The organism is Candidatus Avelusimicrobium sp., from assembly GCF_056976295.1.
In genome coordinates this window covers 13,439-39,524 of record NZ_DBMCTG010000006.1, presented here as the reverse complement: position 1 = coordinate 39,524, position 26,086 = coordinate 13,439, and the positions used below count along the sequence as shown (strand labels likewise).

At 48.0% G+C, this 26,086-nt stretch carries 23 protein-coding genes; 6 read left to right on the top strand and 17 right to left on the bottom strand.

The annotated features are described in order from the left end of the window. Positions 1–40: 40 nt before the first annotated feature. The 5 genes from ACZOTW_RS03740 to ACZOTW_RS03720 form a co-directional block, all read right to left on the bottom strand. A complete protein-coding gene (locus ACZOTW_RS03740) occupies positions 41–697 on the bottom strand; it encodes a type IV pilin protein (protein WP_483997524.1) in 657 nt (218 codons plus the stop codon). A gap of 429 nt (positions 698–1,126) precedes the next feature. Further along, a complete protein-coding gene (locus ACZOTW_RS03735) occupies positions 1,127–1,909 on the bottom strand; it encodes a prepilin peptidase (protein WP_483997523.1) in 783 nt (260 codons plus the stop codon). A gap of 55 nt (positions 1,910–1,964) precedes the next feature. Next, positions 1,965–2,381, bottom strand: a complete 417-nt coding sequence (locus ACZOTW_RS03730) for a type II secretion system protein (protein ID WP_177748653.1) — start codon at positions 2,379–2,381, stop codon at positions 1,965–1,967. A gap of 8 nt (positions 2,382–2,389) precedes the next feature. Further along, the gene (locus ACZOTW_RS03725) at positions 2,390–3,619 is read right to left on the bottom strand and encodes a M20 family metallo-hydrolase (protein ID WP_428040787.1); all 1,230 of its coding nucleotides are present in this window, start codon (positions 3,617–3,619) and stop codon (positions 2,390–2,392) included. Positions 3,620–3,638: 19 nt separating this feature from the next. Next, entirely contained in the window at positions 3,639–4,394 is a 756-nt protein-coding gene (locus tag ACZOTW_RS03720) for a Nif3-like dinuclear metal center hexameric protein (protein WP_428040786.1), read from the bottom strand. Between the two features lie 24 nt (positions 4,395–4,418). Between ACZOTW_RS03720 and ACZOTW_RS03715 the strand changes: the two genes are divergently transcribed. Then, positions 4,419–6,335, top strand: a complete 1,917-nt coding sequence (locus ACZOTW_RS03715; protein WP_483997522.1) for an N-acetylmuramoyl-L-alanine amidase family protein — start codon at positions 4,419–4,421, stop codon at positions 6,333–6,335. Positions 6,336–6,465: 130 nt separating this feature from the next. Here ACZOTW_RS03715 and ACZOTW_RS03710 read toward each other — a convergent pair whose 3' ends face one another. The 4 genes from ACZOTW_RS03710 to ACZOTW_RS03695 are packed head-to-tail and all read right to left on the bottom strand — an operon-like array spanning position 6,466 to position 9,416. Beyond that, the gene (locus tag ACZOTW_RS03710; RefSeq protein ID WP_428037522.1) at positions 6,466–7,374 is read right to left on the bottom strand and encodes a PfkB family carbohydrate kinase; all 909 of its coding nucleotides are present in this window, start codon (positions 7,372–7,374) and stop codon (positions 6,466–6,468) included. Between the two features lie 3 nt (positions 7,375–7,377). After that, the gene (locus ACZOTW_RS03705) at positions 7,378–8,061 is read right to left on the bottom strand and encodes a SurA N-terminal domain-containing protein (protein WP_428039585.1); all 684 of its coding nucleotides are present in this window, start codon (positions 8,059–8,061) and stop codon (positions 7,378–7,380) included. A gap of 17 nt (positions 8,062–8,078) precedes the next feature. Beyond that, positions 8,079–8,471, bottom strand: a complete 393-nt coding sequence (locus tag ACZOTW_RS03700; protein WP_177748635.1) for a bactofilin family protein — start codon at positions 8,469–8,471, stop codon at positions 8,079–8,081. A 24-nt stretch (positions 8,472–8,495) separates the two neighbouring features. Then, on the bottom strand, positions 8,496–9,416 hold the full coding sequence (locus ACZOTW_RS03695) for a M23 family metallopeptidase (protein WP_177748633.1): 921 nt from the start codon (positions 9,414–9,416) through the stop codon (positions 8,496–8,498). A 63-nt stretch (positions 9,417–9,479) separates the two neighbouring features. On the opposite strand from ACZOTW_RS03695, the gene ACZOTW_RS03690 reads away from it, so the two are divergent. From ACZOTW_RS03690 to ACZOTW_RS03680, 3 genes are read left to right on the top strand one after another with little or no spacing between them, the layout of a single operon-like run. Beyond that, positions 9,480–9,959 carry a TlpA family protein disulfide reductase gene (locus ACZOTW_RS03690; RefSeq protein ID WP_428045512.1) on the top strand — a complete coding sequence of 160 codons (480 nt, stop codon included), beginning with the start codon at positions 9,480–9,482 and terminating at the stop codon, positions 9,957–9,959. 43 nt (positions 9,960–10,002) lie between these two features. Further along, a complete protein-coding gene (locus ACZOTW_RS03685) occupies positions 10,003–11,937 on the top strand; it encodes a DUF2339 domain-containing protein (protein ID WP_483997521.1) in 1,935 nt (644 codons plus the stop codon). Positions 11,938–11,965: 28 nt separating this feature from the next. Continuing rightward, complete coding sequence (locus ACZOTW_RS03680; protein WP_483997520.1) at positions 11,966–12,973, top strand: ankyrin repeat domain-containing protein; 1,008 nt, start codon at positions 11,966–11,968, stop codon at positions 12,971–12,973. 37 nt (positions 12,974–13,010) lie between these two features. Here ACZOTW_RS03680 and ACZOTW_RS03675 read toward each other — a convergent pair whose 3' ends face one another. The 6 genes from ACZOTW_RS03675 to ACZOTW_RS03650 form a co-directional block, all read right to left on the bottom strand. Beyond that, positions 13,011–13,481 carry a type IV pilin protein gene (locus ACZOTW_RS03675; RefSeq protein WP_483997519.1) on the bottom strand — a complete coding sequence of 157 codons (471 nt, stop codon included), beginning with the start codon at positions 13,479–13,481 and terminating at the stop codon, positions 13,011–13,013. Positions 13,482–13,761: 280 nt separating this feature from the next. Beyond that, on the bottom strand, positions 13,762–15,066 hold the full coding sequence (locus ACZOTW_RS03670) for a spore photoproduct lyase family protein (RefSeq protein ID WP_483997518.1): 1,305 nt from the start codon (positions 15,064–15,066) through the stop codon (positions 13,762–13,764). Further along, positions 15,045–15,983 (bottom strand): aldo/keto reductase, encoded by a 939-nt coding sequence (locus tag ACZOTW_RS03665; RefSeq protein WP_483997517.1) that lies wholly within the window; start codon positions 15,981–15,983, stop codon positions 15,045–15,047. The genes ACZOTW_RS03670 and ACZOTW_RS03665 overlap by 22 nt, the downstream gene beginning before the upstream one ends. A gap of 21 nt (positions 15,984–16,004) precedes the next feature. Then, positions 16,005–16,298, bottom strand: coding sequence for a YbaB/EbfC family nucleoid-associated protein (locus ACZOTW_RS03660; RefSeq protein WP_177748621.1), 294 nt, complete (start codon positions 16,296–16,298; stop codon positions 16,005–16,007). Positions 16,299–16,331: 33 nt separating this feature from the next. Next, complete coding sequence (locus ACZOTW_RS03655; RefSeq protein WP_483997516.1) at positions 16,332–19,628, bottom strand: UvrD-helicase domain-containing protein; 3,297 nt, start codon at positions 19,626–19,628, stop codon at positions 16,332–16,334. Continuing rightward, the gene (locus ACZOTW_RS03650; protein WP_483997515.1) at positions 19,625–22,642 is read right to left on the bottom strand and encodes a PD-(D/E)XK nuclease family protein; all 3,018 of its coding nucleotides are present in this window, start codon (positions 22,640–22,642) and stop codon (positions 19,625–19,627) included. Before ACZOTW_RS03650 ends, ACZOTW_RS03655 begins: the two co-directional genes overlap by 4 nt. A gap of 50 nt (positions 22,643–22,692) precedes the next feature. On the opposite strand from ACZOTW_RS03650, the gene ACZOTW_RS03645 reads away from it, so the two are divergent. Beyond that, entirely contained in the window at positions 22,693–23,148 is a 456-nt protein-coding gene (locus ACZOTW_RS03645) for a SixA phosphatase family protein (protein ID WP_483997514.1), read from the top strand. A gap of 3 nt (positions 23,149–23,151) precedes the next feature. Further along, the gene (locus ACZOTW_RS03640; protein ID WP_483997513.1) at positions 23,152–23,931 is read left to right on the top strand and encodes an undecaprenyl-diphosphate phosphatase; all 780 of its coding nucleotides are present in this window, start codon (positions 23,152–23,154) and stop codon (positions 23,929–23,931) included. Positions 23,932–23,982: 51 nt separating this feature from the next. Here the strand turns inward: ACZOTW_RS03640 and proC are convergent, their stop codons facing one another. Together proC and ACZOTW_RS03630 are read right to left on the bottom strand one after the other, a co-directional pair. After that, positions 23,983–24,777: a pyrroline-5-carboxylate reductase gene (gene proC / locus ACZOTW_RS03635; protein ID WP_483997512.1), complete on the bottom strand. Its 795-nt coding sequence runs from the start codon at positions 24,775–24,777 to the stop codon at positions 23,983–23,985. Beyond that, positions 24,777–26,078: a glutamate-5-semialdehyde dehydrogenase gene (locus ACZOTW_RS03630; protein ID WP_483997511.1), complete on the bottom strand. Its 1,302-nt coding sequence runs from the start codon at positions 26,076–26,078 to the stop codon at positions 24,777–24,779. Before ACZOTW_RS03630 ends, proC begins: the two co-directional genes overlap by 1 nt. Positions 26,079–26,086 lie beyond the last annotated feature (8 nt).

The following is a 26,086-nucleotide window of genomic DNA, read 5'->3' as shown; positions in this document are numbered from 1 at the left end:
TTATAAGGCCCCCGCGCATTAAACGCGGGGGTTTTTATTGTTAAGGAAGTTGGTATTGGTTAGTGCCGGCAATCAGTGAGCCACCCATACTTTTGCAAACCGCTTCGTTGCCGTCGCAAACCCGCATATTGGGGCGGGAAGAGTGTTCTAAATACTGAATATAACGGAGTCCGTCTTTCAAACGCGCTACTACATACAAGGAACTGCCACCGCCGGGTTGATGCCCTATACCCGCTAATAAATCTATCACCGTTCCATCTGGAAAGCGCAAATAGCCGTCGTCCGTGCTTATCCCGGCCAAGGTACCGCCTGCGGGCATATCCACATCCAGTTCGCTCACGTTACCGGTGTAATACCCATTAGACATATAAAACACCTCTTCCGCATTAGCCAGCGTTTTCACGAGTGGAATTACTTTGGTCAGGCGCGCCTTTTTGACGGCTTTTTCGTACTGCGGTACCGCCACCGATGCCAAAATGCCAATGATAAGAACAACTACTAAAAGTTCAATTAAAGTAAAACCTGCATTTGTTATGTGGAAAGTATTAACCGTGCGGCCACCCCAAACAGACGTCATTCCGTAAGGTTTCTGTACGGAATCTCGTCGTTTCGCAACAACAGATTCTGGACTACAACTTTCCAGAATGACGCCACTAGCACAAGTGGCCGCACGGCTAACATTACTAAAACCTTTCATTTTTTCTCCTTTTTAGGCCTTTATATTTGAGCAAAACGGTCTTTTATACGCATTTTATACAACAGATACATCCGGGTACACCAACCGCGATTTATCAAAATTTTAACAAAAAAAAAAAACGAAACAACCCCTTTACAATAAACAGCCAAACAACAACGACAAAAACGACATTGTTTAGTTCTCATCTCCGAAGAATTGGCGGCTCGCAGGCTTCGGGGATGACGAAGAAAGAATATACTCGCCAAACCCGCGGGAATGACAACAACGACTAACAACTCAATCGGTAACTCTTAAAGCCCTGATGTCCACCCGTTCAGGATGATCTCATTTTTTAATTTTTTCCCCCACACTTTACGGGTTTCTCGGCCCACAAAAAAGCCGGAACGCAAACAACACGTTCCGGCTTCCCTTTACAGCATTTTCTAAAAATTAGAACTCTATTACCAACATAGAGGGCAATACCAAATAGAATAAATTAATAAGCGCCCCCATACTTAAAAATGGCCCAAACGGAATAGCATCCGCGCCTTTTTTGCCCTTAAAAATCATTAGGAAAATAGCGTAAATCAGCCCCAAGAAAGAAGCAAAAATCAGCGTAGTAATTACACCTTCCCAACCGATAAGCGCGCCAATGCCGCCCATTAATTTAACGTCGCCGCCGCCCATTGCTTCTTTTTTAAACCACCAAGTACCGATAAGCGCAATCGCCAGCACGCCAAAAAGCCCCACTCCGGCCCCTAAAAGCGCCGCAAGTTCCTTCTGCCACCAGATACCCTCAAAATTGGGATTCAGCCACGCAAACGCTAAGCCAAGGCCGATAAGCCCCAGGGAAAAACGGTCCGGGATAATCATCAGTTCCAAATCAATGACGGACAAAATAACCAGCGCATATACCGCCGCCAAAACCACAAACGTCCACGGGGTCAGGCCATACCGCCAAACAAACAAAAAGGTCAGCACTCCCGTTAAAAGTTCCACCAGCGGGTATTGCACCGAAATAGGTTGTTTGCAGTTCCGGCATTTGCCGCGCAACCACAAAAAACTAAACACGGGGATATTATCATACCATTTAATATGTGCGTTGCACTTAGGACAAGCCGAAGGCGGCCACGCAATGGATTTCTCACGCGGAATGCGGTAAATGCACACATTTAAAAAACTGCCAAAAATTAAACCGAAGATAGCGGAAAAAACTAAAATCAAGGTTTCCATAACACTCCTTATACAAAAAAATCCCCCGCCCGTTTTAACAGGCGGAGGACAAAACTTAATGCATATTCCAAGGTTTACCGTAACTGTCTTCTTTATCGGTATTTACGAAGAAATCGCCGTAGCGCGGGTCGGCCGGGTCGCTTACATAGGCCCAACCGCCTGTTTTGGTAAAACACTCTTCAAAGTTTCCGGTAGAAACGTGTGAAGACGGCGGATAACCCGGCACGGTGGCCTGCGGAATACGCTCAATATACGCCGGCACTAAACTGGCCAAATTATCCGTAGGATACGTTCCTTGGTGTTCGCCGTAATAGGCGGCAATGGCACTGCGGACCTTAACCAATTTGTGCTTGGTGCTGCCCTCTTGGGCTTTGTGCACGAGCGTTAAGAATTTCGGCACCGTAAAGCCTAGCAGCAGGGCAAACACCACCACCGTAATCAAGATTTCCACGACCGTAAAACCTTTCTTCATACGCGCCCCTATTTAAAATTTAACGCCACCAAGGTAAACACTTTGGCATCGCCCAGCGTATTTTTAATGCTGGAATATTCATTGGGCTGGTGGGCCATATCATCCAGTTTAGAGAACACTACCACCGGGTAACCCGCGTTGCGCAAATACGCACCCACGGTGCCGCCGCCTACGCCCATAGCGCGCGGAGAGTTTTTATAAACCGTTTTGGCCGCAGCCTGCGTCAATTTGACGATAGAAGCGTTTTTATCCGTCGGCAACGAGGATTCGTTGATTTCCGTCTCCACCTTTACCGTTACTTTAAATTGCTTTTCAATGGCTTTTACCATTTTGGCAATTTCAGCCAAAACATCGGCATTTTTATAGCAAGGAAGTACGCGGCAATCCAAATAAAACACATCTGTACCCGGAATCGTATTTACGTTGGGCACATTGGCTAAACGTTTTGTCGGCTCAAAGGTGCAAGTGCTTTCAGGAGCAAACACCTTATCTTTTTTGTTGAAAATCTTATACAAATCGCCCAGTTTTACCACCAAGTGGGCCGAAGCCCGCGCCGCGTTGTTACCAAAGTGCGGAGTGGAAGCGTGGGTCTGTTTGCCCTGTACGGTAAATTTTACCCACAGCATATTCTTTTCGGCAATTTCCACCATTGTACCTTCCGGGTTACCGCCGTCTGGAACCAAGAAAGCATCCTCCTTGCCAAAGGTTTTGCCGTATTTCTTTAAAATCGCACGGATACCAAATTCACTGCCGATTTCTTCATCAGCATTTAACAAAAGGGCATAAGTGCACGGCGGGCGGACATTGCTTTCCATCATTGCTTTTACCGTCAGCAACGCGGACACCAACCCCTGTTGGTTATCTTCGGAACCGCGTCCGTAAATTTTATCGCCCTTTACCACGGCTTTATAAGGGTCGGTCTTCCACAAATTTAAATCGCCGGGAGGTACAATGTCCATATGCGCCATTACCCACAAGGTTTTCTTTTTATTTTCGCCGTAATATTTGGCAACAATGTTGGGGCGCACGCCGTCTTTGGCTTTGGGGTCTTTTACATTAATATAGTAGAGTTCGTCAAAATTCATTTCCTTCAAAACGGAAAACAGATACTCTGCTTTGGCATTTTCGCCGGGGCCGCCCGCGTGCGGCGATACCGCCGGGCAGGCAATCATATGGGTTTGCAAATCAATGACAGTCTGTTTATAGGAATCAATTTTTTTGAATAATTCTTTTTCCATTTTTTCCTCCGGTCCGTTCTTATAATGGATTGGGTACATCAATAAATTCTGTTTGCACGTCAAAGCGTTTGGCAATTAACTCCATTAAAGCCAAAACGCCAGGCTTTTCTGAATTGTAATGGCCCAAGGCCAAGCAATTAATATGCCCCTCACGGCACCACTCTTGGGCGGGCTCGTCCAATACGCCTGTAATATACAAATCTAAACGCTTTTCAATCGCCTGCGGGAGCATACTATACGCTCCGCCGCTCACAATACCAACCGATTCAATACGGTTCGTGCCAAACGGCAGGCGCACCGCCTTGGTTTGGCAATATGCTTCCAAGGTTTGGGCTACTTGGTCCAAAGTTTGCGGTTCGGGCAACACACCGCAAAAGCCAATCGTTTGCCCGTGATATACACCAAAAGGCTGTTCCCGCTGGGCACCCAATGCGCGAATTAAGCAAGCGTTGTGCCCCACTACGGGGTGTTTATCAAGCGGCAAGTGGTACGCCGCCAAATTGATATCGTTTTTGAGCAAAAAAGCAACGCGTTCTTTAAAAAGTCCCGTTACAGCCTGCTCCTGCCCCCACAAAAGCCCGTGGTGGACAAGAACCATATCTGCCCCGGCCTCTTTGGCTTGGCGGAATAACGCAAGTGAAGCAGACACTCCAAATACAATTTTTCCCACGCGCGGAGTCCCTTCCACTTGCAAACCGTTATGGCTCATATCCGGGATTTGGGCACTGTTCAAATATGTATCTAAGAAATGTAAAACGTCTTCGCAATTCACCATAGAATTATGTTATCATTTTATAAGATGAAAAAAATAGTTTTTTTTACTTTTTTTCTAATCTTTTTTTCCTCCTTTATCTATGGCAGCACTATTGCCACCGCTCCCTACCTGCCCGCACAGGCCGGGCCGCAGACGCAAAATGCCCCGATAACGGTGCAATATCCGCACGAGAAAATGACGGTAGCACGGGGAGCCAAAAAAATTTTTATCTTCGGGCAAGTCAATTTACCCGGAGCCTTAACGCTTGATATTAACGGTGAGACTGTCCCCTTGCACGACAACGGTGCCTTTTTGGCCTATTTGCCTGTGCAAAACGGAGAATTTGCCTTTGTGCTAACCGCCTGGAACGGCAAAGAAACCGTCCAGGCCGTACGCCGTATTACCGTGCCCGGGGCGGATATCAAAGACTTCTCCGCCAAGGCCGAGTTTGACCCCGAAGAAGTATTCCCGCAAACGCCTGTGGAATTACTGCCGGGAGATGTGATTGGCTTGTCCGTACGCGGAACACCGGGTGCGGAGGTAACTTATACGTTAACCGGATTAAATGATGCCAAAAATATGCCCATGAAAGAGGACGTTTCGTCCCCCGGTATGTACCGTGCTAAATATTTAATTGATGACACACAAAAGGCCAAAACCGCCAAGGTAATTTATAAAATGCAAAACGGTCCGGGCGAAACCGAGGCCAAAATTACGGCCCCCGCCAAAATTAAAGTGTTAAACAAAAAGGCTCCGTTTACCCGTGCCAAAATTTTATCTCCCGGGGTAAAACTGCGCAAAATTCCCACTCCAAGGGAAAACTTATATCCCTTTTACCGCGCATATGGCGAAGTGCTTATAAACGGGCGGTTAAACAAGCAATACCGCATAGCCTTAAACGAAAGCGAATCCGCGTGGCTGGAAGAAGAGAAACTAAAACCGCTCTCGTCCGCCGACTACAAACCCGGGAGAGTTACTTCGTTGCGCACGATATCCACGGACGAAAAAACGCGCCTGGTTTTTGTGGGTTCCCGCCAAGGGCCTATAAGCGTACACGAGTTTAATGACCGCTTGGAACTGACCTTTTACTATGTAAACGGGTTTGACGAAAATTTCAGTTTTGATACATTAAGCCCCATTGTGGACAGCATCACCTGGTCCCAACCCGAGCAAGACACACTGCTTTTTAAAATTTACTTCAAAAAAGGCACGCCCCTATGGGGACACTCGTATAATTTTGAGGAAAGCAACCTGCTGTTGGACTTAATCCACAAACCCGCCTTAACCCCCACTAAGGAACAGCCGTTAAAGGGGGCGCGCATTTTGCTGGATGCCGGGCACAGCCCGCGCCGCGCCGTACCTTACGACGGCGCCGTCGGTCCGACAGGCTATTTGGAATATGAGGCTAATTTGGCCCTGGCTAACGAATTGAAACCGCTTTTAGAAAAAGCAGGCGCCACCGTAATTATGACCCGCCACGGCAACAACCGTATGGGTTTACAGGCGCGTTACGAACTGGCCCTTGCCCAGCAGGCGCATATCTTTGTCAGCCTGCACTATAACGCCCTGCCGGAAACCATTAACCCTCTTTCACGCGCGCGCGGCTATTCGGTTTATTACAACTATCCGCACAGTTTTCAACTGGCCCAGGCCGTGTATGATTCTTACACACGAAATGTGCCGCTGCCGGATAACGGGATGATTGCCAACGATGTTTTGTTTATTCCGCGTATTCCGCAGATGCCGAGCATTTTGGTAGAAAGTGCCTACATTATTCTGCCCGAACAGGAACAAATGGCTAAAACCGCCGACGGGCGTGCGCCTTTGGTACAAGCCTTGTACGAGGGAATTTTGAACTTTTACGGTGTAAAACTACCCGTTAAAAAGAAGCCCACTCGCCGGAACTCGTTTAAAAAGCCGTCGCGCAAACTGGTTTTAAAATCCGGTAAAACAGGCAAATAAATTTTGATAGAAGATAACCGCCGGCACTAAAATTTGATATAGTTAAGTTGTCCTTAAAAATACCGGCCCGGGGCGGAAAGCCTCGGGCCGGTTTTTTGATTCCGTTTCGCAAGTTTCGTAATTTAAAACACTAGAACTGCAACATTTTTACATAGTCTTTCAGGCGTTTGTTAATGTCGCGCTTGGTTAAATTGGCCAGGCGGTCCACGCTGAAAGATTCAATCGTAAACGAGGCCATTACGTTGCCAATCATCATCGCGCGCTTAATGGCCTGCAAGGAATTCCAGTTTTTCAGGCTCGCCAAATAGCCAGTAAAACCACCGCCAAAGGTATCGCCCGCCCCGGTGGTATCGTGGACGTGCTCCAAGATAAACGGCGGCAACTGCGCAATGCCCTTTTTGCTTACCAGCATTGCTCCGTTGGACCCCAGTTTAATTACCACATATTTTACCCCTTGCGAGAGCAAAATCTTGCCGGCTTTAATCAGGTTGTATTCGCCCGTTAATTGGCGCGCTTCGGTTTCGTTTAAAAAGAAGATATCTATCTTTTTGACTACTTCCAGCAGTTGCGCTTTTTTAGACGAAATCCAATAGTTCATTGTATCGCACGCCACCAAACGCGGGTGCTTGACCTGCTTTAAAACAGACAGTTGGAGTTCCGGGTCAATATTAGCCAAAAACACAGCCTTGGCGTTCTTCTGCTCGTCGGTTAATACCGGGTTAAAATTTTGGAATACATTTAAATCCGTAAACTTGGTTACAGCCGTATTAAAATCTTTATCGTAACTGCCGCCCCAATGGAACGTTTTTCCCTCTTTTACCTCTAAACCGGAAAGGTCCACCCCGCGTTTAACAAAAGGGGCGCGGTCCGTGGAAGTAAAATCCGTTCCCACCACGGCCACCACGGACGGATTGGAAAAATAACTCGCGCAGACGGAGGCATAACTTGCCGCCCCGCCCAACACGCGCTGTACGCTTCCGTTGGCGTTTTCTATCGTATCAAAGGCTACTGAACCTACTACCAATACATCATTTTTCACGGGTTAATCCTGTAAGAAAGTTTTAATTTCCACTTCGTTATTGAACTGGTCAAAAAACGCCTTTTGGGCCGTTTCCATTTTGGTTTCCATTAATTGCAGGGCAAAATCGGCGCGGTTCTTGTCAAAATTCTTCATAGAGCCGTGCTGTGTTTTATAAGCATATTTAATTTCTTCGGGCGTTAATTTATAAAAGGAATACAGCACTCCGCGGAAGCGGTCCGCCATTTTACCTTTGCGCAACTGCGCCTCAAACTCGGCCGGGGTTAAACCCAAAGTACGTTTGAGTGCATACTCATATGCAGTCTTGCTGAAATAACCGTTCTGCGTAAAGAAAGGAGAGTTTTTAATATCGTAGGCTACTTCGTAATCGGACACAGCCAATTCCGATTTTTGCGCGGCCTGGTTCAATACTTCTTCGCTGATAAGCGCGGCCAACATCTGCTGGCGCAAATATTTCATTGTATCCTCGTCCACGTCAATACCTTGGTTACGCAAGGCACGGGCGCGGTCCTCCGCCACGCGGTAGAGTTGGCGGTAAGTAATATCCTCGGAACCGACTTTGGCGGCGGTACTGCTGAAATTACCGCGGCGGTAGGCATCTGCCCCTAAATACACAATGCTTCCTAAAAAGAAAGCCAACGTAACAATGAGAATAATTTTTTTATGCTTAATCAGAAACGAAATCATATGCAAAACTCCTGTTGTTATTTAGATTCTTCCTCGTTTTCTTCGTCCTTGCCGGCGGCTTCGTCCTCTGCTCCGCCAATGGTGCATTGTCCGTCAATGCGCCCGCCTTCTTCCACAATCATTTTTTTAGCGCGGATATCTCCTTTAATAGAAGCCGCAGAAGAAATTTCCAGCATATCGGCGCACACATTACCTTCAATCACACCGCCGCAAACAATAATTTCCGCCGTTACATCACCCACAATTTTGCCGTCCGTACCCACAATAACGTGGCGGGCATTATCCACAGAGCCTTCCAAGGTGCCGTCCACGCGCAGAGACCCCTGCACGCTTAACGTACCTTGAAAATAACACTCCGCACTGACGACGGAAAAATGTTCACCGGACGAAAAATCTGAATCCTTCTTCAAAAACCCCATAAACTCCTCCTAGAATTATTTAAAATAGTTACGCGGATTGACGGCTTGTCCGTCTTTCCACACCTCGTAATGCAAATGCGTGCCGGTGGAACGTCCGCTAGAACCCATAGTGGCGATTTTATCACCGCGCTTGACCACATCACCCGCCTTTACGCGAATACCCGTGGTGTGGGCATAAAGCGTGGAATAACCAAGCCCGTGGTCCACCAAAATAGCCTGTCCGTAACTGGGAACCCACCCGGCGTGGCGCACCACACCGTCCGCAGTAACCACAATCGGGCTGTCGGGCTTACCCGCAAAATCAAGTCCGTTATGACGTTTGGTACTGCGGTGTCCGAACGGGTCCAAGCGGTAGCCGAAACCCGAACTGATACGGGCAGAAGACGGCCGGATAGAGGGCGTAGAGTTCAATCCCTCGCGGCGGTTGGCAAAGTACCAAGCAATCTCTTGGAACGAAGCCAAACGCGTTTTGGCCGCATCTTCAATCACATCAATATATTCCCCAAACTCATCTGCGTCCAACTCGGTTAAATCTTTATCCCACATTTCCTTAAAGCGGGCATTTTCTTTTTCTTTGGCGGCTTCCCACCCTTTGGGTAAATTGATAAACTTCCCGCCGGGCATACCCAGCATTTGCCGCATTTGCGTATCGGTGGTGCGGGTAAGGTCCAGGTATTTGCGTCCGCGTTCCAACTCGTCGGCAATGAGTTTCATTTTTACACGCATTAAATTGTTTTCGGCCTTGGTAATATTATAGTCGTATGTGCGGATAAAAAAAACAAAACCGCACAAGGTAATTACCAGCCACAGCACAAACACCAACACAAGCGTAAGCACGCGCACTTTAAATTTTTTAGAGGCCCCCAGGCGAGGCATTATCAAAATGTCCACCCGTTCCCCCAGCGCACGCACCAAATGATTGATTAATTTACCCATCTTTTGTATTCTATCATATACGGAGCCCGCACGGGCAGATTTCAATGCTTTAAGGAGAAAAAGATGAAAAAGATATTTTTGGTACTGGCATTAGCCCTTTTGGCCGCCGCTTGTATGCGCTTGCCGCAGGTGCCGACGCTGGGAGAGTTCACTTTACCCATTTCCGGGCAAAAAACCGAGTGGACCTCTACCGATTACGAGGGGAAACCCGTCTTAATCGTATTTATGGGGTCCTGGTGTCCGTATTGCAAAATGGCTATGCCGTTTATTGATGCCGCCAATGAAAACTTTGGCGGGCAAGTAGAAATTGTGGCTGCTTTCTTAGATGATACCCCCGAACCCGTAGCCAAAGCGGTAAAAGAGCATAATTTTAAAACAAAAGCACTCTATAATGCCGGGAATATTGCCGAAAGTATGGAAGTAAGCGGTCTCCCGCACGTAGTGATATTTGACAAAAAGCACAATGCCGTAAAAATGTGGGAAGGATTTTCCCCCAGTTTGGGACAAGAAATACACGATTATTTAAAGAAAATCAGCAAATAACCCTCACCCGCCGCAATCCGGCGGGTATTTTATAGGAGACAATATGGAAATTTTGTGCGTTATTTTGGTGCTGGCCTGCTTGGGGCTGTTTATTTGGTTAGCCATCGTGCAGGGCAACGTAAGCGACCTCGCTTGGAAAATCGGTAAACTGGAAAAGAAACTGGCGGAATTACAAACCAACAAAGAATTTACCAAAACCAGTAACGAGACCGTTCAACCGGCTCCGTTACCGCCCGCGCCTGTGGCAGAAAAGCCAACCGACACGGTGGCTCCGCAAGAGATAATCCCTAAACCCCAAAATGAATTTACCATTGTAAAACTATTTTCTTGGATTGGCGGCTTCGCCCTGCTGCTTGCGGCAGGCTTTTGGGTAAAATATGCTCTGGAAAATAACCTCATCTCGCCGCAAATGCGTATCGGCGCGGGGTTACTCTGCGGGCTTGCCCTGTGGGTGTGCGGGCTACACCTTAAAAACCCAGGTTATAAAACCACGGCCAATACCCTTTGCGGCTGTGGGTTAGCCATTTGCTACCTGATCGTTTTTGCGGGACACGCGCTGTATCATTTATTTGGTTTGCCTTTTACCTTTGGGCTAATGGCGTTTACTTCCTTGGCTGCCTTTGGCACCGCCTTTTATAAGAAAACAGCCTACTTGGGCATCCTCGCCCAAATCGGCGCGTTTTTAACGCCGTTTTTATTCTCCGCATCCAACCCCAATTTGCCCTTATTGCTTGTTTACTTTGTTGGTGTAAACATAGCCGCTTTGGGCACGGCCTACTTACAAAAATGGAACAAGCAATTCATCGTTTCCGCTATCTTTACGGCGTGCTGTTTGCTGACGGTTCTTGCCGATATAGATACCCCCGGCGCGCAAACGAATTTAATCGCCGGCTTTATTACGCTGTTTGCCTGTTTTTATACGGTTGGGGCCGTGCTGTTAAAAGACAGCCGCATTTTAACTGCGGGCTTTATCGCTCTTACCGTTTGTCTGTTTACCTGTCCGGACAAACCCGGGGCACACCTTTCGGCAGTAGTGGTATGGACCGCTATCACCCACCTGCTTTTTGCCGCAGTGCCCTTTGCATTTCAAGAGCGTTTTGCTACGGACAAACTGGCGTGGGGAACCGGATTGCTTGCGGGCGTTTGCCTGTGCTGCTTTTTACAACACCGTTTGGACCTGTCTAACGGACTTATTCCGTGGATTTTTTCCGTCATTTATAGTGGCTTAACGGCCTATGTGTGGCATTGGGACACGCTGGGCAATGAACACCAAAACAAACGGCTGGCTTGGATACTTGGAACGGTTGTCCTGTTTTTGACATTTGGAATTGCCTCCCAGTTTGAAAAAGGTTGGCTGACCGTGGTACTTGCCTTGGAAGGGTGTGGGCTTATATGGCTCTACCGCCTGCTTTATGTAAAAGCCTTGATAGGCTTTGGCAAGTGGCTTTTAATCGCCGCCACGGTGCGCTTGGTCTTAAACCCGGCGGTATTAGATTACTATACGACCAGCAGCATTTGGAACTGGTTTTTGGCTACTTACTGCGCTTGCGCGGCCGCTATGTTTGCGGCGGCCAAGGGTTGGCCACAGCCTGAAACGGGCCACACCCGCGCGCTTTTACAAGGGCTTGGCGGACTTATTTTATTTGTGTTGCTTAACATAGAAATTGCGGTGGCATATTCCAACGGAGGAATACTGCATTTTGATTTCTTTGGCGAAGTTTCCGCCGCCGCGGCCTACACGTTGGCTTGGGCGTTAAGCGGTGCGCTGTGCTTGTGCTTTGCACTTAAACAAAAGGGCACTTGGCTGACCAAATCCGGCCTTATCCTTATCGGTGTGGCCTTAGCCAAACTGTTTTTATGCGACGTGTGGAAACTATCGTTAGGGGCACGGATTATCACGCTTATTGGCGTAGCACTCGTACTGCTAGCGATGTCTTTCCTCTACCAGCAAGTGCGGCTAAAAATAATGCAAAAATAAAAATATAATTTTAACAGGAGTTAAGTTGATGAAAAATTTTTATAAAAGAGGACTTGCTATTCTTGCGCTGGCCTTTCTAATGGCACCCATTGGACAAGGTAAAAATAATACGCCAGCGGCACAGCCCACCAAGTTAGAGATTTCTATGTTGCAAGAGTTGGAGAAAGATTCCCTTTCCTTGGCAAAAATGAAGCAATACATACAAATGGGAGCAAGATTAGAAGTAAAAAATGAAAAAGGCAGCACTCCCCTAATATTGGCCGCCTATAATGGAAATTATCCGATAGCGCTTTATTTGGTTAAAAAAGGGGCTAATGTAAATGCGGTCAATAACAACGAGGACACACCTCTTATATTAGCAGCAAGCCATAAACATTCTTGTGTAAAAGAACATATTGATTTAGTTAAATTGCTTGTGGCAAATGGAGCAAACATAAATTACGATTCCGGACAGGGCTTTTCCGCCTTAGGACGCACAAGTTATACCGGGCACGTGGAAATAGCCAAATTTTTAATTAATAACGGTGCAAAAGTAAATGCTGGGGAAATTTCCCCTCTATGGTGGGCGGCTTTTGCTGGCAATTTAAGAATGATGGAAGATTTAATTCAATATGGTGCGGATATTAATAAAAAGGGTCTTATCAACAACCAACAAGTTCCTCTAACTTGGTGGGCAATTATGAACAAAAATATTCCGGTTCTCTCTTTCGCGCTCAATCACGGAGCAAACCCAAATGTTTTTTTTGAAGAAGAGCCCTTACTATTTACAGCCATTTTGGAAAAACAATGGAAGGCGGTTGAACTATTGGTTTTAGCAGGAGCCAATGTAAACACAAAATACATAGGCGATACGCCACTTATGTTTGCTGTTAGAACGGGAAACCTAACTCTAATGAAATATTTGATAGAACACGGCGCAGATGTAAATCTGTGTGATGATAACAAACAAACCCCTTTATTTTATGCAAAAAATTCTACACTTGCCAATTATTTAAAAGGGAAAGGGGCAACCCTTACCTGTTCAACTTTCAAATAGCAAAGTGGGCCCGGAGCAAATGCCCCGGGCCTTTTTATTATTTAACCAAATAACAATTATAACCGCTTTCGGTGGAGCAGGTTTCTGCTTCGCTGTTTGTCAGCCCTTTGCAAAAGGTGTTGCCCGCCGTATTGCCCTTAGCAGTGTGGCAATAAAGGCCTTTCCCCGGTAAAACAATAAGCCATCTTCCGCTATATTGCCGACGGCTAATATGCGGCACTCCGCCCGCGCCAAAATGATATGTAAAATTTTTAGTAGTATATTGCGTTCCGGCCGTATTTCCCGTACCGGGAAGTGTAATATCCAAATCACTATAACTGGTGGCATAACTGCCGTTTGCCATTTTATAGACTTCCTGTGCCTGATAAATAGACTTTCCCACCGCCAGGGCTTCCGTCCAACGGCTTTTTTCTACGGCTTTTTCGTACTGTGGCACAGCAACAGCCGCCAAAATGCCAATAATCAATACCACTACCAACAGTTCAATGAGGGTAAAACCTTTCTTCATATTTTCTCCTTTTGTTTTTGGAAAAAATATAACAAAAACGGCTGTTATATTTGAGCCATTCCGAGTAACCCAAATACAAACAGCCGCGGTTTATTGCCACCCGAAGGCGGCAATAAACACTCGGCACAAAACCGCCGGGTAATTAGTCCGGCCATCTTGCGCCTAAATCGGCTGTTTTTGGACTCGGAATGTGCATTTTTCAATGCTCGCCGTATTCTGCATACGGTTCCAAAAACAGATTAAATTTTTGAACCTTTACAGGCTTTGTGCAACCATTTAATTATAACAAAAAGCCACGGGTAATTTGCGGATCTTCCATACACAAATAAACGTGCGCTTTGGGAAATGCCTTGCGCAGCAGCGGCACTAAAAAGCGGTATGCTTCCACGCGCTGACCGTCGCCATAGCGCATTTTCCCGTCAAAATCCAGCAGGAATTCCCCGTCCAAAATCGTATTGTCCGGAAAGCGGTTTTCCACCATTTTTTTAAGTTCCCGGCTAAACCGCAAGGTTCCCACGCTAATCCAAGCCACCTTATCATTAGGCAAAACGTCGGCCATTTCCTGTACGGTGCGTGCATAGTCCGGCTGGTATCCGTCGTAAATAACGACCGGGTCAAAATGAAAACCCAACCGGTACCCGGCCCGGGCCACTTGGCTGGCCGCCGCCAAACGCGCGGATAATTGGGGCGTAAAATGTTCGGCATAGTCCGTAATTTTAGCGGAATTTACCGACCACGAAACCACCACATTTTCGCATCCGCCCGCTTGCAACAGGCCGCCAATATTCACACTCTTGGTTTTAAATTCAAATTGCAAGTGCGGGCGCGCACGGAAGAACGGCACAATTTTTTGGGAATACCGGGTTAAATCATCAAACACCAAGGAATCGGTAAACTCCCCACTGCCGATACGGGGACGGTCAAACGGCCCTTTGTTAAAAGATGCCCCGTCAATTTTTGCCAAAAATTCCTCCACATTGGCCGGGAGTAATACTGCGTGCAAATTTTGGTATTGCTGTAAAAAGCAATATTCACACTCAAAACGGCACCCAAACCCCAAATTAATTAAATTGTAGCCACACCCCGCCGCCGTACACGAACACGGACAAGGCTTTAAAAAATCGTACTTTTCGCGGTGGATAAATAAAGTTTCCAAACGCTTGGAAAAGTTGGGGCTGCCCACTTGGGTTTTTCCGTCCGTTTCCTTAAAGTCGGCTTTGGGAAAAGCGGCCCGCGCCCGGTCGGCCAATTCACTATCCGCTACCGATTTTTCAATATAGACGGTTTTAGGATAAAAGGGACGGACGGTTAAGTCCGCCCGCAAGGCCGGGTCTAACTCCAATTTAGGCAGGTAAAACCGGTTTTTGGGTGCGGCCTTAAAATTGACGGGATACCGCCGAGCCAAGAGTTGTTTTTTGACTCCTTCAAAAGTTAAATTTTTTTGTGCCGGCACGACCGCTTGCGGGTCCGCATTTTCCCTTTTGCAAATTTCATACACCAGGCGCGTTAATTCACGCAGTTTATTGACACCCAAGGCGGGCAAAAGAGTCAGTAAATATTTTTCTATTTCATCAGGCAGGTACACGTTTCTCCCTCCAAATATAATAATTGCTGTGCGGATAATACCACCTCGGCGCCCAATACATTTTGGCGCACCTGTTCGGGTTTTCTGGCCCCCAAAAGCACGCTGGTTGCCCCGGTAGCCAAAGCCCACGCACCGGCCACCGCACCGGGCGGGACACCTAATTCTTGGGCTATATTTTTTACGCGCAAAACAGTTTTATTGGCTTCCTCAAAAGCGGAACCGCGGTAACATTTATAAAAATAATTGCGGGCATCTGCACGGCGGAAATTGGGGGCTTTTTTATATTTTCCGCTTAATATCCCCCCGCATAAAGTGCCATAGCCGATAAAACCTGCGCCCAATTCACGACAAGCGGAAAAAACACTTTCGCCTTTTTGCGGATGCAAAAGAGAATATTCGTTTTGCACGCTGACAACAGAAGCCTGCCCACAGGCTTGGCGCAAGTCATCTGCCGAAAAATTACACACGCCTATATGGCGGATTTTACCTTGCTCTTGCAATTTAGTTAAGGTTTCCAGAGCCGATTCTAGCGGGATTTTTGGGTCTAAATAGTGAATTTGATACAAATCTAAATAATCGGTTTGTAAACGGGCAAGCGAAGTTTCCAATTGGCGGATAATGGTTTGCGGGGATAAGTCGTGGTCCGTCCAAGAACCGTTTTTGATAAGGCCGCATTTACTGGCCAACAGCACTTGCCGTCTGCGCCCTTTTAATGCGCGCCCGAGCAAGACTTCACTTTCGCCATAAATAGGAGCGGTGTCCACCCAATTAATGCCTGTGTCTAGCGCAGCGGACACGGTGTTTACCACATCCTGCTCGTCCGTTATCCCCCAATCTAACCCGCCGCCAAAAGCCCAACCGCCCAGGCCCACAGCGGAAAGTGATAACTCCGTTCGTCCCAAGCGGTTGTATTTCATAAAGCAATCAATACCGGCCGGTTATGCTTGCGGCATACCGAAACTGCCCATCGCCTGGGCGGCCATACCTTGACTATCGCGTACGGCTTTATTGATAACGGCCTTCAAATCTTCGGCGATTTCGGCTTCTCCAAAGTTTTTAATAAGCGCATCCACGCGCACTTCTTTTACTTCCTGTGAGCCGGAAATAGTTACTTCAAACAAATGGCGCGGGCTATCCACTTTAATTACCATATTGTCCAAGCGTTTTTTGATTTCTTCCATTTGGCTTTTAAGTTTCCACAAATCTTTTAATTGTCCTAATTTATCAAACATAATCTCTCCTTCTAATTTTTTATATTGTAACTTTTATAAGTCCGCCGCCGCAAACGTACGCACAAAAACAGCACTGCACCGGACGGTTCTACCGGGGAAAATTTTTTCCGCCGCCCGGCGGTAAATATCCAACTGCAAACGGTATTTTTTTTCTAATAACTGCGGCTCTTGCCCCGGCTTAACCTTATCCGTTTTGTAATCTACAATCCACACGCGGTTGTCTGCCGTTGTTAATACGGCATCCATTACGCCGGATTCTACTTCGCCGTTTTCTTCCAAGTACGAAAAAGGCATCTCACACCCCAACACCCGGCACGCGGAAAGTTCGGCAAATAAAGAACTCTGCGCAAACGGCAACAATACTTCCCGCGCCTCGTTGGCTCTGTGTGGTGCGGCGCATTTGACGCAAGCCAATGCAACAGCCTGTTCGGGCATTTGCTTTTGCGAAAGCATTAATTCCAATGCCCGGTGGCACACCGTACCCAACTCCGCCCCGGCGCGCTGTTCCTCGGTCAGCAAATTAAGGTCAGCCAATTCGCTGGGAGCGCGCAACTGGTCCTCACTTATCCACTTTTGGTAACGGGCCTTGCGCGCGTCATATGCCGCGCGCCAACGCACAATATCCTGCTCCGCGCCTTGGCTGGCGGCACTTTCGTTATGACGGTAACGGAAATTTTCCGGAAGTTCATATGCCTCATAGCAAACAGGAACGGTTAATTCTCCGTCCGTCAATGTTCTGGGCAAGGGTTCCCCGTCCGGGAAGAGGCCCGCCGACACGAACGGAGCCGCCGCTTTGGCGGCATCTTTGCGGGCATCAGCAATTAAAAGCATTTTTTCCCGCGCACGTGTTAAAGCCACATACAGAACACGGACTTCTTCACACTTGCCGTGCTTTTTTTGTTCTTCTTCCAAAAAGGCTAAATTCACATCGCAAATTTTTCCCACACGCAGGCCGTGCATATTATACTGCCAGGAAAAAATATGCTTCACCGGGTCAGCAGACGAGGAGGAATCTTTTTTCGTCATATCCGCCAAAATGACCACAGGAAACTGCAACCCCTTGGACTTATGTACCGTTAAAACAGATACGGCATCCAACGCATCATCAGCGGTGGAAGCAGCCAAACGGTCGGGATGTTCCTCCAACAGCGTTTGCACATCAGCCAAAAATTGCGAAAGGGAAGCAGGCCCGTCCGCCGCATATCCGTCCGCCAGGCCTGCCAAACGTTTTAGATTTCCCAGTGTCCGCTCGCCCTCGTAGGCGGCCACACACGCTTCGGGCAGAAAAGTGTCTTCCAAAATATCGGTTAAAAAATCTTTTAGCCCCCGGCGCCCGGCCAAACGGCTGTATTTGTTCAAAACGGCAAATGCGCGGGCCAGTTTTTCTTCGGTTGGCCTAGCATAGAGGGAAAATTCCCCGCGCTTGGCAACTTGGTACAATTCCTCATCTGTAAACCCGAACAGCGGACTGCGCAGAGCACCCGCTAACGAAATTTTATCCTCCGGGTCCGATACGGCGCGTAAAAAGTTCAAAAAGTCGCTCACTTCCTGCTTGCGGTAAAACTTTTTGTCCGTTTCCACATTAAAAGCAATACCGCGGCGGCGCAGAGCCTCGGTATAGGGTGTGGCGGTGGTGGCGGCCCGCGTGAGCAGCGCAATATCCTTCAACTGCAATTTGTGCCCGTCAGCCAAGGTCAAAACCCCTACATTTTGACTAATCCAATCCGCCATACGTTCGGCCTGGTTATCGCGGAAGTCGTCCGCTGACGGCACCTTTTCCCCTTCGGGCGCAGGCACAAAAATCCATTGAACAGCCCCGTTGCGCAGCGTCTTGCTGGTGTAAATGGGCACATAAGCAGGCTGAAAAGCCGTTTGCTGAATCATCGCGCGGGAACAAACGGAATTGGCTGTTTCCACAATTTCGGGTGTGCTGCGGAAATTCTCCTGCAAAAAGCACTTCTCGCCGCCTTGGCGCAAAATCAAATCGGTAAACAATTCGTATGCCGTAATATCCGCCCCGCGAAAACGATAAATAGATTGTTTCGGGTCGCCTACGACATACAATTTCCCCGGCTCCAACCGCACATCCTGCCAGCGGGAAGCGTGCCTGTTTTTAGCCTCGGCCAAAAACAGCAACAATTCCCCCTGAACCGGGTCGGTGTCTTGAAATTCATCAATAAACAGCACATCAAATTTGGCTTTTAACTGCTCCCGCACAGACGGGTTTTGCAAGAGTAAATTGCGGGTTTTCACAATCAAATCGTCAAAACTAAGCAACCCTTCCCGCGCATAATCCTGGCGGATAAGGGCCGTAATGTCCTTGACCAAGTTATACGCGGACAGGAAAACATACTGTTTTTCGGGTGTGGTTTTACCCGCAAAATCAATAAGCGAGCAAGCCTCCTCAAAAGATTCGTCATCCCAACCTTTGGCTTGGTCCCCCGAATTTAGTTTCACATATTCGCCTGCGGGAGCCGAAAAGGTTTCCCCTTTCAAAAAAGCGGCTGTTCTTTTTAAGGATTCCGCCGCCCACACAAGCATTTTTTCCACTTTGCGGGGTTTCTTTATTTCCGCCGAAAAGGACTCCGCCATTTCCTTAGCGCGGGAGGATTTTTCCAGGCACGAGGCCGCCAGTAAATTTTGGTGGGCATAATAATCGTAAGATTCTATTTTGCCGCTGCACAGTTCCGCCGCGAAGTCTTTTAAGTCTGGTAAGGAAATTTCCCCCAACACCTGTTTCCATTGTGCGGCACGCGGAGCATTAAGGCCCAGTTCGCTATCCAAAAAAGCGTTCCAGCGGGCATTAAACAGTTGTGCGGCCTTTTGCCCCGCATCTATTTGGGCATTGGGCGAAAGCCCGGCTTCCAACGGGAACGATTTTAAAATATCCGCGCAAAAACCGTGAATTGTACCGATAGAAGCCCTGTCCAAACGCGAGAGCGCGGCTTCGGCACGCTGTACCAAATCTTCGCGTTGCACCTCCGGGAAATACTCCCGCAAAAGTGCCAGCGTACTGTCTTGCTTTTCTGGTTGTACACCGTCCGTTTTTTGCGGAGTTTCTTCCGCTCCTTGCTGTTCCCGGTCTATTTCTTTTTTGACGGCAGCCACCAAATTTTGCAGTTTGGCGACAAAGCGCGTTTTAATTTCGGCGGCGGCTTTTTCGGTAAATGTCAGCGCTACCAATTTTTCAACCGGCGTATTTTGCGCCAGCACCGCCAAACACAGGCGGTCAATCAGCAGGGTGGTTTTTCCTGTGCCGGCGCCGGCCTCCACCACAATATTTACGCCCATACGCGTTTGCGCTTTCAAACGGTCCTCGGTAAAACTCATTTAATCGCCTCCTGTAATGATTTATAGGCCGCACTCTTACGCGCCCGCAAAAGTGATTTGAAACTATCCCGGCGGCACAACGCGGCATACGGACAATATTGGCATTTTTTCTCTTTATCATCCGGATTGATAAAGAAAATTCCGTTTTTCACATAATCTGTCAGCAATACCAAAAACCGGCACGCACGCGGCAAAACATCTTCAAACGCGGCGGGAGGTAAATCGCTCCGGTGGTATTTGGGGCCAATAGCCAACAGGCAAGACCCAGCCGACCCGTATCCTTTCAGTTCCTGCATTTGGCGCGCAAGCAATACATACACAAAGGGCTGAAAAATCAAGTGTTTAAAAATATCCGAAGCCAAATCTTTCGTACCCTTGCGGGAAGATTTATAATCGTCAATGCGGAAAAGTTTATGCTTTTCATCCACGTCCACACGGTCAATAATTCCGCGCAAGCGCAAAGGTAATGCGGCAGAAGGCTCCAACGAAACGGGAATTTCAAACTTAGCGGGTACAAAATCGCCTTGGTCGTGCAAATCATCCAGTACGAAATTTCCCAATAACTCTTTAATATTTTGCAACAAAAGTTCCCACACCACGGGATAAATACCGAATTGGCGGTAACTGTCCGCGCCGTAATGTTTTTCAACCGCTTGGTTTAAATACTCCAAGGCGGCTTCATCAAACAATTCGTGAGTGAGGCCGCGCTGATACAGGTCCTCGTAAAAATCCTTTAAAATTTCGTGATAAACGGTACCGCGCAAATTGGGCGGGAGTTCCTGGCGGCTTAACGGCTCGTCCTCTTGGCGCAGTTTAAGTCCCTTTTCAAAAAAGATACGCATCGGGCATTGGCCTAACTTTTGCAAAGTAGAAGGAGAAAAGCCCAATTTATTTTCTTGCGCAAAAATCTCCGCACCGCTCGTAATCACGCCATCATAGGCATTTAACGGACCGTTTTTAGACAGCCCTGCCGAAGCGGCCAACGAATCCGCAATTCCGGGAGTAAGCATTTGCGCAAGGGTATATTTTTTAGCCGCATTTTCCGGGGTAAAAATAAAAGTATAGGAAAGTTCCTTCGGGGTGAGAAAAGGCTCCGCCACCGCGGATAACTTTTCAGACAGGCGGCCGCTGACACGCAAGGTGTCTTCCCCTTGCCAGTTTATAAGCGTGGCACGGGCCAGTTCAGCCAAATAAACGGACGGAGAAATTTCTTTTCCATCGGCGCCGCGCCGTGCAGAAAGCGCGTACAATTTTTCTTGCGCCGCCGACGACGACGCAAAAAAGAAAAGTTTTTCCTCATCTCCTCTATCTAAACTTTGGTTAATCCAGTAACCCAACACATCACGCAAAATATAGCGGTGATAATCACGCAAAACGGGGTCCTCGGGCATTAAAAGCGGAAAAACTTTATCGTTTAGCCCCAGCAAAAATACGGCCTTAAACGAAAGTCCGCGCGCACGCACGGCATCCGTAAATACTACTCCTCCGCGGACTGTTTCGGCTTCGTTAAATGTAAGCCCGCGCACCGCGTCGGACAATTCTTCCAAAAACTCGCCAGCCTGCGCCAGCGGACGCAACACACGGTATGAGGCCAAACTTTGAATACGCTCGCATACCGCGTGATAAATTTCCGCATCCTTTCCTTCAAAAACGGCTGTATCAGTCAGTTCTTCCAGCAAGACCAAGGCTTCCTGCGACAAAACGCCCCACTCCCCCGCACGGTCTAATTGTTCCAAGCGGTTTTTGATATGCGTAAGCCACGCTAAAAACTCCGGGTCATAATTTTTAGTTTGCGGGAGCAAATCCTGCCATTGGTTAAAATCGCGGTTTACCAGAGAGCGTGAAATGAGCGCGCGCCATTTATTTTTGGAAGAGTGTTTAAAGTATGGCGAGGACACCAAAGATAACACCAAATTACGTTCAAAACCATTTTGCGCCAAAGCAAACAAATTCAAGCAAAAAACTCCCAACGAATAATGCGTAACCGGGTACGAAAAGGACGCATTTAACGGAATACAATTTTGCTTGAACACGCGGCGGAGTTCATCTTGGTATGGAGTTACCGTGCGGGCGATAACCGCAATATCCGCAAAAGAATAGCCGTCCTTTTCCACCAGACGCAAAATTTCTTTGGCGGTAAAAAACAACTCGCCGGAAGCATCGGCCGCACTCACAATTTGCAACCCGGGGGAGGGTACTCCTTCCCCGGCAGAAAAAATGCTCTGCGCCGCTTTTCCCAATGCGCCAAAATCTCCCGTTTCCACATTTTCCCCGCCGGAAGATAACCAGTTCGTTTCAAAAAATTTCCGGGCAAAGCGGTATGCCGGGTGGTTCATATACGGCGCAAAAATAGCCCCCGGATAATGCCCGCGCAAACGGTTTACTAATTCCAACTGCCGGCCGGGCATATCGTAAAAACCATAAAATACAATTTGCTTAAATCCTTTTAAAAAGACGGATTTTTCCACTTGTGAAAGCGCCCGCTCAAAAGCCGCCTGATAGGGACGGTAACCCGGCACCTCTTGTTGGGCTTGCAAATAGCGGCGATAGAGACGGTTTAGCCAAGCCAGGCGCTCCTTATCCGTTTCCAAGGCGCCGTCGTCCGAGGTGCGCAAATATTCATCTATCACATCAGGGCAAGCCAAGGAATCTTCCAAATCGCGAAGAGAACTTTTCACCGCCTGCACAAATCCGCGCGAAACAGGATATCGGTTTAACCCTGGCTCCTGTAATAAGTTCTTTATCAAAAAATCGCGCAAATTATCTTGCGGCAGGAGCGGCAAGGTTTCGCCGGGGGCCTCGCTATCCAGAACGGACACCAATGCACCACCCGTCATAAAATGAATATTAGCCGCCGCGCCAAATTCCCGCGCTAAGCGTTTTTTTAACTGGTTGGCCACCAAGCCGGAAGAACAAATCACCAGCCACGGAGCCAACATATCCGCACGTTCGGCACGGACGTAACGGACAAAAGCATTTTCCAACGAAATGTAATGGGCGTAAAAGAGTTTCATAAAATTGTAAAATAGAGATATTATTTTATCTTACATTTTTGGAAGCAAATATGAAAACGCTTATTATCGTACGCCACGCCAATGCGTTATCCGGTTGGGAAGCCCGAGTAAATACCGACGCGGAACGCCCCCTTTCACCCGAAGGCATACAAAAGGCCAGCAAAACAGCCCAAGCCTTAAAAGCCCGAGCAATTGCGCCGGACATCATTTTAACAAGTCCTCTTTTGCGCGCGGTACAAACGGCTGAAACCATATCGCAAACCATAGGCGGACAAATTTCCAAAGAAACTGTTTTAAACGGTCTGCACGCAGACCGCGAAGTGTGCGAATTTTTAGCAAACCAAATGCAGGAGCATAATACGGTAATCGCCGTGGGGCACAACCCCAATGTAGCCTATGTGTTGCATTTATTTAGCAAAGAGATACACCATTTTGCACCCGGTTCCTTTGCTGTGCTGAATTTTGAAAATCCGCACCGCCCCCAATTAACCTATTTCGGAGAATAATCTATGACTATTTTTGATGCTGTTTTACTAGGCCTTTTACAAGCCTTAGGAGAATTTTTACCCATTTCCAGTTCGGCCCATTTAGCCCTGCTACCGTATTTTCGCGGGATGGAATATCAAGGACTTGCGTTTGACGTAATGCTCCACGCGGCCACGCTGCTCGCCGTACTTTTGTACTTTGCCAAAGATTGGTTTGTGCTCATTAAAGACGGACTTACCCGTCCTACCACCCAGGAAGGGCGCAAATTATGGTATTTAGCCGCCGCCACAGTGCCTGCCGCCATTGCCGGACTTTTGCTAAATGATTTAGCCGAAAACACTTTTAGAAACCCGCTGATGATAGCCGTTTGCTTAATGGTGTTTGCTGGCTTGCTCGGTTGGGCTGATAAAAAGGGGCGCAAAAATCCCGATACACCCATTTTATTTAGTACGCTAATGATTATCGGTTGTGCACAAGCACTGGCACTTATGCCCGGCGTATCACGCAGCGGCATTACCATTACGGCGGCACTCCTGCTGGGCTTATCCCGAAGCACCAGCGCCCGGATTTCCTTTTTGTTATCCACCCCGATTATTGGGGGGGCAACTTTACTAGAATTGCGCCATTTGACCCCGGCAGATTTTAATATGCCGCTTTTATGGGGCTTTGTCAGCGCATTTTTAGGGGCCTTACTCGTTATCGGCTGGTTGATGAAATATATCAAAACGCACAGTTTTAATGTGTTTGTTTATTACAGGCTGATTTTAGGCTTGGTAATTATAGCGTTTTACTTTTGGAAATAGTACAAAAAGGGCGGGTATAAAAACCCGCCCTTTTTGAATGGTGTAATTTGATTATTTGGCAAAGGCTTTGGCTTTTTCCACCGTGGCACCAATCGTGTCCGCCAAAATCTTTTTTAAGTCCGAAGCGGCCATAACGTCCATACCCGCCGCAGTACAACCGCCGGGAGTAGCCACCTTTTGGGCGAGTTCCGCCGCAGAAAGCCCCGTGCTTTCCAACATTTTAGCCGCGCCGATAACCGTTTGTAGCGCAAGTTCCGCCGCCTGTTCCTTGGGCAGCCCATAAGCAGCCCCCGCCTGCGATAAGGCATCAATAAAATAATATACAAACGCCGGGCCGGAACCGGATACCGCCGTCGCCGCATTAAATACAGGCAAAGAAACCTCAAAGGTTTTACCCAATCCGTCAAATACGCCCATTACTTCCCGGCGGGCGCGCTTGGGGGTTTCCGGCGCAAAGTGGAAAAGAGTTACCCCTTCCCCCAATGACAAAGGTGTATTGGGCATAATACGGATAACGGGCCATTTCGGAAGCACTTGCTGGATTTTTTCCACACTCCACCCCAAGGCCATACAAATAAGCGGCTTGGCATTTACGCCGCTAGCCACAATTTGCTCCAACACAGGCGGCACTTGCGCGGGCTTAACCGCAATAAACAGCCAGTTTGCATCGTGAATAACGCGCATATTGTCCGTGCCTGCTTCAATCCCCAGTTCACTGCGCAGTTTAGCGGCGGATGCTTCCGTATGAACAGAAGCCAAAATATCTTCTTTGGCCCAACCGTGCTTTAAAAGTCCTTTAATAATGGCACCGCCCATTTCTCCGGCACCAATAAAACCTAATTTCATTATTTGCTCCCTAATTTTCTATGCGTAAACGGTTTTGCATCCGGCCCCACATAATCGGCCACAATCTGCCCGTTTCCGTACAACTTATATTTATAAATCGTCAAACCGGCCAAGCCTACCGGGCCGCGCGCATGTGTTTTGCCGGTGCTGATACCCACTTCGGCACCAAAGCCATAACGGTAGCCGTCGGCAAAGCGCGTGGACGCGTTGTGATAGACCTCCGCCGAATCCACCAAATCCATAAAAATTTGGACCTCGTCGTGATTGGCAGTTAAAATACAATCCGTATGGTGCGAGCCATAGCGGTTGATATGTTCCACGGCTTCCAAAATATTTTTGACCTGCTTAACGGAAAGTTTTTTCTCCCCGTATTCCGTATGCCACTCCTCTACCGGGCCAGCAACCGGGGCCAGTTTTGCGATATCTTCCCCGCCAAACAGTTCCACCCCGTGCTTTACTAAATGTTCCAGCAAGTCCTTTTTAAAGGGTTCGGGCCATACTTCATCAATCAGCAGGGTTTCTACCGTATTGCAAGCCGAAGGATACTGCGTTTTGGCATCGGTGCAAATTTGCTTTGCCATTTGTACGTCAGCCGAGCGCGCCACATAAATATGGCACACCCCGTCTGCGTGCCCCAACACCGGTATTTTGGTATTGGCTTTTACATACGCTAACAGCGAATTGCCACCGCGCGGAATAATCAAATCAAAATATTGATCAAGTGCCAACATTTGCGCCGATTCCTCGCGCGAGTGAATTAAATTAAGCGCATACGGCGGATAACCGGGCACAGTAGCCAAGGCATTTTGAAGCACTTTGGCAAGCGCATCATTCGTATATTGCGCTTCTTTGCCGCCTTTTAACACCGTAGCATTGCCAGACTTAGCAGTAAGTGCGGCAATTTGCGGCACAACATCGGGACGGGCCTCAAAAATAACACCTATTAAACCAATGGGACAGGAAATTTTATATAGATTAAGCCCCTCGTCCAATTCCGTGGCGGACAACACTTGCCCGACAGGGTCCGGCAGTTCTACCATTTCTTCCACTCCGCGGATAACTGTTTCCAGTTTGTCGCGCGTCAGTTTCAGGCGTTCATAAAGAGCCGTCTTCATTTTTCCGGCTTCCACGGCTTCTTTTGCGGCCTGTAAATCTAATTGGTTGGCCTGCAAGATTTCATCCGCGTGCACACGCAAGGCACACGCCATTGCGTTTAAGGCGCGGTCTTTGGCTTCCGGCGGCAAGGCACCCAGCACATAAGAGGCTTCTTTGGCCTTGGCGGCAATTTCACTTACGTTCATACAAATCC

What these genes read in the sequence shown, in the direction of transcription:
- ACZOTW_RS03720 (WP_428040786.1), bottom strand. Translation starts at nt 4,394, where the DNA reads ATGGTGAATTGCGAAGACGTTTTACATTTCTTAGATACATATTTGAAC.
- ACZOTW_RS03740 (WP_483997524.1), bottom strand. Translation starts at nt 697, where the DNA reads ATGAAAGGTTTTAGTAATGTTAGCCGTGCGGCCACTTGTGCTAGTGGC.
- ACZOTW_RS03660 (WP_177748621.1), bottom strand. Translation starts at nt 16,298, where the DNA reads ATGTTTGATAAATTAGGACAATTAAAAGATTTGTGGAAACTTAAAAGC.
- ACZOTW_RS03640 (WP_483997513.1), top strand. Translation starts at nt 23,152, where the DNA reads ATGACTATTTTTGATGCTGTTTTACTAGGCCTTTTACAAGCCTTAGGA.
- ACZOTW_RS03735 (WP_483997523.1), bottom strand. Translation starts at nt 1,909, where the DNA reads ATGGAAACCTTGATTTTAGTTTTTTCCGCTATCTTCGGTTTAATTTTT.
- ACZOTW_RS03675 (WP_483997519.1), bottom strand. Translation starts at nt 13,481, where the DNA reads ATGAAGAAAGGTTTTACCCTCATTGAACTGTTGGTAGTGGTATTGATT.
- ACZOTW_RS03715 (WP_483997522.1), top strand. Translation starts at nt 4,419, where the DNA reads ATGAAAAAAATAGTTTTTTTTACTTTTTTTCTAATCTTTTTTTCCTCC.
- ACZOTW_RS03665 (WP_483997517.1), bottom strand. Translation starts at nt 15,983, where the DNA reads ATGAAATACAACCGCTTGGGACGAACGGAGTTATCACTTTCCGCTGTG.
- ACZOTW_RS03705 (WP_428039585.1), bottom strand. Translation starts at nt 8,061, where the DNA reads ATGATTTCGTTTCTGATTAAGCATAAAAAAATTATTCTCATTGTTACG.
- ACZOTW_RS03630 (WP_483997511.1), bottom strand. Translation starts at nt 26,078, where the DNA reads ATGAACGTAAGTGAAATTGCCGCCAAGGCCAAAGAAGCCTCTTATGTG.
- ACZOTW_RS03655 (WP_483997516.1), bottom strand. Translation starts at nt 19,628, where the DNA reads ATGAGTTTTACCGAGGACCGTTTGAAAGCGCAAACGCGTATGGGCGTA.
- ACZOTW_RS03730 (WP_177748653.1), bottom strand. Translation starts at nt 2,381, where the DNA reads ATGAAGAAAGGTTTTACGGTCGTGGAAATCTTGATTACGGTGGTGGTG.
- ACZOTW_RS03685 (WP_483997521.1), top strand. Translation starts at nt 10,003, where the DNA reads ATGGAAATTTTGTGCGTTATTTTGGTGCTGGCCTGCTTGGGGCTGTTT.
- ACZOTW_RS03650 (WP_483997515.1), bottom strand. Translation starts at nt 22,642, where the DNA reads ATGAAACTCTTTTACGCCCATTACATTTCGTTGGAAAATGCTTTTGTC.
- proC (WP_483997512.1), bottom strand. Translation starts at nt 24,777, where the DNA reads ATGAAATTAGGTTTTATTGGTGCCGGAGAAATGGGCGGTGCCATTATT.
- ACZOTW_RS03695 (WP_177748633.1), bottom strand. Translation starts at nt 9,416, where the DNA reads ATGGGTAAATTAATCAATCATTTGGTGCGTGCGCTGGGGGAACGGGTG.
- ACZOTW_RS03725 (WP_428040787.1), bottom strand. Translation starts at nt 3,619, where the DNA reads ATGGAAAAAGAATTATTCAAAAAAATTGATTCCTATAAACAGACTGTC.
- ACZOTW_RS03680 (WP_483997520.1), top strand. Translation starts at nt 11,966, where the DNA reads ATGAAAAATTTTTATAAAAGAGGACTTGCTATTCTTGCGCTGGCCTTT.
- ACZOTW_RS03645 (WP_483997514.1), top strand. Translation starts at nt 22,693, where the DNA reads ATGAAAACGCTTATTATCGTACGCCACGCCAATGCGTTATCCGGTTGG.
- ACZOTW_RS03690 (WP_428045512.1), top strand. Translation starts at nt 9,480, where the DNA reads ATGAAAAAGATATTTTTGGTACTGGCATTAGCCCTTTTGGCCGCCGCT.